The 7,542-nt window shown below is 54.9% G+C and carries 5 protein-coding genes and 3 pseudogenes; 3 read left to right on the forward strand and 5 right to left on the reverse strand.

Annotated features, from left to right (window positions below):
• Window positions 1–30: 30 nt before the first annotated feature.
• Together DW732_RS07870 and DW732_RS07875 are read left to right on the forward strand one after the other, a co-directional pair.
• Window positions 31–606, forward strand: a pseudogene (locus tag DW732_RS07870) (DUF4391 domain-containing protein); the annotation flags it as partial.
• On the forward strand, window positions 593–913 hold the full coding sequence (locus DW732_RS07875) for a hypothetical protein (protein ID WP_199569773.1): 321 nt from the start codon (window positions 593–595) through the stop codon (window positions 911–913). The pseudogene DW732_RS07870 and the gene DW732_RS07875, both read left to right, overlap by 14 nt.
• A gap of 53 nt (window positions 914–966) precedes the next feature.
• On the opposite strand, the pseudogene DW732_RS07880 reads toward DW732_RS07875, so the two are convergent.
• A pseudogene (locus tag DW732_RS07880) lies at window positions 967–1,575 on the reverse strand (DUF4368 domain-containing protein); the annotation flags it as partial.
• 90 nt (window positions 1,576–1,665) lie between these two features.
• Between DW732_RS07880 and DW732_RS07885 the strand changes: the two are divergent.
• The gene (locus DW732_RS07885; RefSeq protein ID WP_052241584.1) at window positions 1,666–2,748 is read left to right on the forward strand and encodes an IS1595 family transposase; all 1,083 of its coding nucleotides are present in this window, start codon (window positions 1,666–1,668) and stop codon (window positions 2,746–2,748) included.
• Between the two features lie 71 nt (window positions 2,749–2,819).
• Here DW732_RS07885 and DW732_RS07890 read toward each other — a convergent pair whose 3' ends face one another.
• The 4 genes and pseudogenes from DW732_RS07890 to DW732_RS07905 form a co-directional block, all read right to left on the reverse strand.
• Complete coding sequence (locus tag DW732_RS07890) at window positions 2,820–3,314, reverse strand: nucleotidyltransferase domain-containing protein (RefSeq protein ID WP_039689008.1); 495 nt, start codon at window positions 3,312–3,314, stop codon at window positions 2,820–2,822.
• An 85-nt stretch (window positions 3,315–3,399) separates the two neighbouring features.
• A pseudogene (locus tag DW732_RS07895) lies at window positions 3,400–3,678 on the reverse strand (recombinase family protein); the annotation flags it as partial.
• A gap of 84 nt (window positions 3,679–3,762) precedes the next feature.
• Window positions 3,763–5,682: a tetracycline resistance ribosomal protection protein Tet(W) gene (gene tet(W) / locus DW732_RS07900; protein ID WP_118099238.1), complete on the reverse strand. Its 1,920-nt coding sequence runs from the start codon at window positions 5,680–5,682 to the stop codon at window positions 3,763–3,765.
• 371 nt (window positions 5,683–6,053) lie between these two features.
• Window positions 6,054–7,355 (reverse strand): plasmid recombination protein, encoded by a 1,302-nt coding sequence (locus tag DW732_RS07905; protein ID WP_233539406.1) that lies wholly within the window; start codon window positions 7,353–7,355, stop codon window positions 6,054–6,056.
• Window positions 7,356–7,542: the final 187 nt, after the last annotated feature.

Consider the following 7,542-nt stretch of genomic DNA (forward strand, 5'->3'; position numbering starts at 1 on the left):
TGCCTAGGCTAGCCCCTTGTCACACAAACTACCGAAGCCTCGGGAATCATCTTCCTGCGTTGCGAGATGGCTGGCGATTCTGAGGCCTATGCTGACGTCGGCAAGCTTCTTCACAAATGCTTTCCGAACCCCACGGTCATCGTATTCGACGGAGAGAGCCATATGTGTATTTCCGCATCGGTGACCAGGAAGAGCCTTTCGGAGAAGGGCGCCGTCGTTGTCGAGGATGTTCAGAGTACGGGTCGATTCGCGAAGGAGGACCGTCAGTACGCTACGTTTCTCGATACCCTGGCTTTTGATGAGCTAGATCAACGCGACCTGCTTTGCTACGTGAAGGACATTACGTGGAATATCCAGTTGTCACGAAGTGTTCCGATGCTGGGATTCTATCCGACGTGCAATGAGCATGACAGGGGCCAGCTTGCTGAACTTATCGACGAGAGCAACAGGCTAAGCAAGGAACTCCGTGATATTCAGATCGCCGGCAGGGACAAGGACATTACCCTAAACGAAAAGGCGAAGCTGCGCATGCGTGGCAAGGAGATAAAGAGAAAGAACGACGAGATCGCTGAAAAGATAAAGGAGATTTGCGATGGAAGAGATTAAGGCCATGGACCTCGAGTCCAAAGACCTGGTTGCCGAGCGTATCGAGCAGATGAAGGCCCTGTTCCCCGAGATCGTTGTCGAAGGCGACGGCTCCATCGACTTCGAGAAGCTTCGCCTCATTCTTGGTGACGAGGTCGAAGAGGGTGATGAACGTTATGCTTTCACCTGGCCTGGAAAAGCCGATGCGATTCGCCAGAGCCAGACTGTTTCAACCGCTACTTTGCGCCCTTGTCCTGAGAATAGCGTAAATTGGGATACAACCCACAATCTTTTGCTAATGTGCGATAAAGAAGTAATAGAAGTGTAAAAAATTTTGCCGTTCCTATCCGGCACTTAGGGCTGTGTCGGATAGGTCAGGCGTTAGGCTTCCGGCAAGTCTATCTTGCCGACAAAGCTGTAATAAATCTCAATGTCCTGCCTGCGGGTGCCGTTCTCGTCATAGCTGCACTCATGCACGACGATTTTCTCAATCATTTCCCGCAAGAGGGTGGGGGTCAATTCTTCAAAAGCAAGGTGCTTTCTCACAATCCCCATGAATTTCTCGGCGTTGACGGTGGCGGCCTGCGACTTGGAAAGTTCCTCCTGCAAAGCGGCAGCCCGGTCTTTCAGTTCCCGCTGCTCCTGCTCATAGTCCGCCGACAGCTCCATGAAACGCTCGTCGCTGATTTTGCCGCTTACATTGTCCTCATACAGCCGCTTGATAATGCGGTTCACTTCGGCAATGCGTGTCTGGGCCTGTTCAAGCTGCTTCGTGGCTGCGGCGGTCTTTCTCTTGCCGCCGATTTCGTTCTGCTGGATGAGCAGCTTTACAAAGCGGCTCTCATGCCTGGCGGCGTATTCCGTCACTTGCCGGAGATTGGAAAGCACGCCCGCCGTCAAAAGGTCGGTGCGGATAAAGTGTGCCGTACAGTCACGGGTACGCTTCTTGTAGCTGCCGCAGATATAACAGTCCTGCTTGCGCGTTGTGTTAGACCGCTTTGGATAAGTGTCCTATGCACAGTACACGCAGCAGGACCCCCAATTGCGACAATTCCATCATCAGGAAAGATGGAGGTTGCAATGGAAGACGTGCTCACCCAGCTGACGAGGCAGTTCCTCCCGCAGATGACGGCTGCCGAGAAGAGCAGGGCCCTGAGATCGCTCAAGGCGCTGATAGACGCGGAGCTTTTCGACCTCGCGGCAAGCGAGGGGGCGGAAGACGATCCCGACAGAGCCTGCCCCTGGTGCGGCTCCCCGCATTACGTGAAGAGGGGGCGAGACGGGCGCGGCCGTCAGCGGTTCCTCTGCCGAGGGTGCGCCAGGACCTTCACCGACGCCACCATGCGCATCTTCTCCACCACCAAGCTCGACAGGTCGGCCTGGATGAGGTTCGCGGAGTGCCACGTGGACATGCTCCCGCTGCGCGAGTCGGCGGAAAAGTGCGGTGTGTGCCTCAAGACGGCGTTCTTCATGCGCCACAGGCTGCTCGAGGCCATGGCCAAGCGCATGCCCGCCTTCCGCGTGGAGGCCGGCGGCGGGGCCGAGCTCGACGAGTGCTTCTTCAGGGAGAGCTTCAAGGGAAACCGCTCCAGGTCGGAGTCCGGCGTGCCCAGGAAGCCCCGCGCAAGGTCGCAGGGAACCGACGGGCACGAGAAGATATGCGTGCTCACCGGCATCAACGACGCCGGCGACATCTTCTACGAGATCGCGGGGAGGGGCGGCCTCGACGAGGCGGCAGCCAGGGAGCTGCTCGCCGACAAGCTCGCGGTCGGCGCGATAATCTCGACGGACCGTGCGCACGTGTACCGCCGCGTCCTGCCCGCCCTCGGCGTCGGCGAGCACATCGCCAGCAAGAGGGAGGAGCACGCCATCAACAGGGTGAACAGCCTCCACTCCCAGATGAGGCACTTCATCGGCAGGTTCCGGGGCGTCTCCACGAGACGCCTCGAGAACTACCTCGCCTGGTTCAAGTGGACGTGGTGCTTCAAGGTCCGCAGGAGCGCGGACGAGCTCGCCGAGCTCATAGTGAGGCAGGCGGCCCGCGGCACGTACGAGAAGACCTGGCGCCAGTACAAGGTGACCCCCTATCCGTTCTACGAGTACTGGATCAAGCAGGCGAAATGGGACTCGCGTGCGCGGAGGGCCATATACGGCGTGGCGTGATGTCCAGGGCGGTCTGGCGCAGCGCATCTGCGGCAAGCGCTGAAGTCGTGACCCGATGCAAAAAGCAACAGCTAGCGATATTCTTCGGGAACGTCGAAACCGTACTCACGGCATAGGAGCATGACATCGTGGACGTCGTGCTCGTCATGCTGATAGCCCAAGTGAAACAACAGCTGGCTTTCGGGGTCGATGCACGACACCTCCACCTCGCCGATGCGCCCCCTCCCCGAAAAGACCTCCCCGGGAAAACGATCTCCCTGATACAGAATATCGCCATTCTCGGCGAAATCGAAGCAATGCAGGTCGACGATGCGCCCCGCCTCGTCTTGCCACACCGTGTGATCTTCGGTGGTGAAAGATGCAGCCACCTCGGAAAACCCCTCATCAGCAATTAGATCCACGAACCTTTGGTAATCCCCGCGCTGAACGAACAGGTCGATGTCGTTATGAGCCCTGGTCTCACGCCCGACAAGCGCATCGACGCCCCAGCCGCCATCAAGATATACGCCAATGCCCGCACCTGCGGAAAGGCCGATTATCCAACACGCATCATCCTTGGTGACCATAGGAGCTCCTTCGCTTTCGCCTGCTATTTAAGCAAGAAAGATTATAGGAAAAGTCCCAGTATCCAAAGTGGTCTAACACAACGTGCTTGCGGTTCTTGTTCTGATACCGCTGCTGATACAGCACATGGCCGCAGTCGGCGCAGAACAGCATACCAGAGAACAGCCCCACTTCATCATAGCGGTTCGGGCGTTTTCGCTGCTTGCGTAACTCCTGCACACGCTCCCATGTTTCCGTGTCGATAATCGGCTCATGGTGATTTGGGAAGATAGCCTGCTTCTCGATGGGGTTCTCAACGCTGTGCTTGACCTTGTAAGAGGGCTTCTCCGTCTTGAAGTTTACCAGACAGCTCGTCTGTTCCTGGTTCAAAATAGTTTCTCCTCTCTGATACTGATTTTATCAATGATATTTCGCAATAGCCAGCAATGAACGCTTGCATTGCGCAAGACGTTACATTATCTTCTGAAACATATAGCGCACCTTGTCCAGGCGGCTGTTTGGACGGCGGGGCTGGATGACTGGCTTGCCGACAGCGGCCTGATACCCTTTCAGTTCTGTAAGGCATACGCTCTGCCCGTTGGTGTAAAAGGCCAGATCAGTACGGTATGCCTGTATACAGCGGGCGGGAATCTCGCCAGTAAAGACAACTTCATCCTTTTTTACCTGGACCGTTTCGATGGTGGCACAGTATTTCGGTGCATCATGATAAGCCCTGGAAAGATATTCCCGGGGCGCATAGAGGGTGAAGGAGAGATAAGGTTCCAGCAGTTGCGTCCCTGATTCCTTCAATGCCTGTTCCAATACAATCGGGGCCAATGAGCGGAAGTCCGCCGGCGTGCTGACCGGACTGTAATAAAGCCCGTATTCAAAGCAAATCTTACAGTCCGTTACGTTCCAGCCGAACAAGCCCTGCTCCAGCCCGTAACGGATACCATCCCTGACAGCGTTTTGAAAACTCTGGTTCAAGTATCCCAGCGAAACCCGGCTCTCGTATTGTACACCGGAGCCAAGCGGGAGTGGTGTAACAGACAGTCCGATGGATGCCCAAAACGGGTTGGGCGGCACCTCGATATGGATGGTGTGGCTGGCTGCTTTGAGCGGCCGCTCCATATAAATGACGGTGGGTTCCTTTACCACTGTTTCAAGCTTGTATTTTTCCGACAGCAAAGCGGAAACAACCTCCAACTGCACCCGGCCCAAAAAAGAAAGAATGATCTCATGGGTGATGGAATCCACCTCGCAGCGCAAAAGCGGGTCAGTATCCGCAAGTTGCGTAAGAGCGTCCAGCAGCCGTTCTCTTTGCGCTGCCGTTTTCGGCGCAATCGACGTCCGCAGCATGGGGAGGGGGTCCTCACGCCACCTTTTACGAGGGAGCCGGGTTGGGTCCCCTAATACATCGTTTAACCTCACGCTGTCGCTGGGAAGGATAACAATTTCACCCGGATAAGCGGTGTCTGTCCGAACAATTTCCCCTTTGGATGGAATACGCATCTCTGTGATTTTCAGCTTTTCTCTCCCGGCCAGAGCCACCGTATCCCGCAGGCGCAGCGTTCCGCTGTATAGCCGAAAATAGATGAGCCGCTGGCCACAATCTGTATACTCCACCTTGAAAACGCTGCCGCATAGGGCGTCGCTCCCCTGTTCCCCAATCGGTTGGAACAGCCCTGTCACCGCATCCATCAACGGTTGAATGCCAAGGCCCTTTTTGGCGCTGCCATGATAGACCGGGAACAGGGAGGCGTCTTGAACCCGCCGCTGTTCCTCCTGCGCAAGTTCTTCCCGGCTGATTGGTTCTCCTGCGATATACTTTTCCAATAATTCATCGTTATTTTCGATGACCGCATCCCATGCTTCTATGTCGGTATTTTCCTCCAGGACTATTTCCGGGGACAGCGACACCGTCTGCTTGATGATAATATCGGCGGAGAGCTTATCCCGAACAGACTGATACACGCCCTGCAAATCAACGCCAGCCTGGTCGATCTTATTGATAAAGATAACGGTGGGAATGTCCATTTTCCGCAGGGCATGGAACAGAATACGGGTCTGGGCCTGCACACCATCTTTAGCGGAGATCACCAAGATGGCCCCATCTAAAACAGCCAAAGAGCGGTACACCTCCGCCAAAAAATCCATGTGGCCGGGCGTATCCACAATGTTGACTTTACATCTGTGCCACTGGAAGGAAGTGACTGCCGCTTGAATGGTAATCCCACGCTGCCGCTCCAAAAGCATGGTGTCCGTCCTCGTTGTCCCTTTTTCGACGCTCCCCGGTTCTGAAATGGCTCCGCTGGCATATAGCAGGCTCTCCGTCAAGGTTGTCTTTCCAGCGTCTACATGGGCAAGAATCCCGATATTGATAATGTTCATGTCTATCCTCCATACAAGGCCCAAATGGGCGCAAAAATCCCCAGCGGCTAATACTTTTACCGCTGGGGATCATGACTTCGGACAAACAGAAGTATGACGGCTTACATGAGCCGCTGTCCGTCACGATATTTACTAAAAAGGCAAAAGTATTCTTAAATTGGGTACAAAAACTAAGCCCCTGCAAGGGGCAATCATTTTTGCGCCCATTATCAAATTTTATTTAAGAATACCTTGCCGCATATTTGGTAGACTCCTCAAATCAAGATAATAGCAGTATATCATAGTACACTCTAAAAAACAAGAAATTATTTTACCCGATTCCCCAAATAAATCAGGAGGGCATTCACTGGAACACCCTCCGTTTTTGGTGATTATCGTGCGCCTAATCTTGCTTTTTGCCTTGCGTCCCGTTTCCGTTCCTTTTCAGCCTGTTCCTGCTGGTAAGCGGCCTCTAATATTCTGTCCGCCTGTTCCGGGCCAATGGCCCGCCTGACCCGCTCATAGTCCCTGACCTTTCCCTTTAGACTGTCCCTCTCGGCGCAGACCTCGTAAATCCTTTCTGATAAGGAACTATTTTTGCTGACCTCCCGGCCATAGTCCGCTTGCAGCCGCTCAAATTTGGATTTGAGGTCGCAGTAGGCCCGGTAGACAGACCGCAGCACCTTGACGATCTTCGCCCATAAGGGCTTGGCCTTTTTCTCCCGGTAGGCCCTGGCCGATTCCAGCGGTCCCGCTTCTGGCAAGACCTGTTCCGGGTCGCTGGAAAATTCCTCCGCCAGCTTCTCCATGCCTTTCAGCATGTGGGCCACATCGCTTAGTTTGGCCTTGGCCTGGGCCGCTTCCTTTTCGGCAGCTGCCGCCTCCCTGTTCCTTCGGTCAACCTCGGCCTGGGCCAGCACAGCCGCCTCCTGAAGCTGTGCAAGCCGCTCCTGTTCACACTTCACCTTGAACTGCGTGACCGTCAGATGTTCCTCGGAACTGCCACGCTCTCCACGCTCCAAGTCCGTGTAGCCAGCGGAGCGCATCTGCTGAAAGAAATCATCCTGCAAGACGCTGTACGACTTTCTCAGCACAGGCTTGCCCTTTGCTGTTCGTAATGGCTCCCCGGTGGCCTCGTCTACTGCGGGCTGGGATGCCCACTTTTTGCTCATGCTGACCTGCATAACGGTTTCTTTGACCTTGCCCACCAGGGATTTGTCCTTGCACCGCTTTGTCCATCGTATCTCCTTCTCCACCACCGGGATATAGACCACATGGAGGTGGTAGTGGTACACGTCCTCTCCCAGCGCCTCGGACATAGCCCGGTTGCGTTCGTCGGCGTGCATGACCGCCGACAAAATATACTGCTCTCCACCTACGATTTTGATTGCGGATTTGTATGCGTCGGTGTAAAATTGTTTTGCGAAGTCATAGCCGCCGTGATTGTAGAAGTAGGCGGAGTTCACATCAAAGACCAACTCACCGTATCGAAATGCGTCCGCCTTAATGCCACGGGTGGAGATCACACCATCGGCCTCCATTTGGGAGAACATCTCCTGATACCCTGCGGATGGGACCTTGAAATGGACATTGAGCGACGTCCGCTCTGGTACAATGTCCTGGTTGACATAGGAATCCTTCTCGCGTTCGTTGTGCTGCTGGGTGTTGCCGATTTTAGCAGCGGTCAGCCTCATATTTCTTGCGTTGGTGCGGTCAATGCCGTCGCCTCTCGCCATAGGCAAAAATCCTCCCATTTCAGATGTTTGGTTGTTGAAAATGGACGGGGGTTCGGGGAAGGCACTTCCTGCGGGAAGTGTAATAACCCACTATGGCACTTTCGCCCCGTTGGTGCGAAAGTGCCGTGGGCTCTCCGAGGGGGTG

Source organism: Collinsella sp. AM28-11LB (assembly GCF_003469895.1).
Classification (GTDB): domain Bacteria; phylum Actinomycetota; class Coriobacteriia; order Coriobacteriales; family Coriobacteriaceae; genus Collinsella.

What these genes read in the sequence shown, in the direction of transcription:
- DW732_RS07875 (WP_199569773.1), top strand. Translation starts at nt 593, where the DNA reads ATGGAAGAGATTAAGGCCATGGACCTCGAGTCCAAAGACCTGGTTGCC.
- DW732_RS07885 (WP_052241584.1), top strand. Translation starts at nt 1,666, where the DNA reads ATGGAAGACGTGCTCACCCAGCTGACGAGGCAGTTCCTCCCGCAGATG.
- DW732_RS07890 (WP_039689008.1), bottom strand. Translation starts at nt 3,314, where the DNA reads ATGGTCACCAAGGATGATGCGTGTTGGATAATCGGCCTTTCCGCAGGT.
- DW732_RS07905 (WP_233539406.1), bottom strand. Translation starts at nt 7,355, where the DNA reads ATGAGGCTGACCGCTGCTAAAATCGGCAACACCCAGCAGCACAACGAA.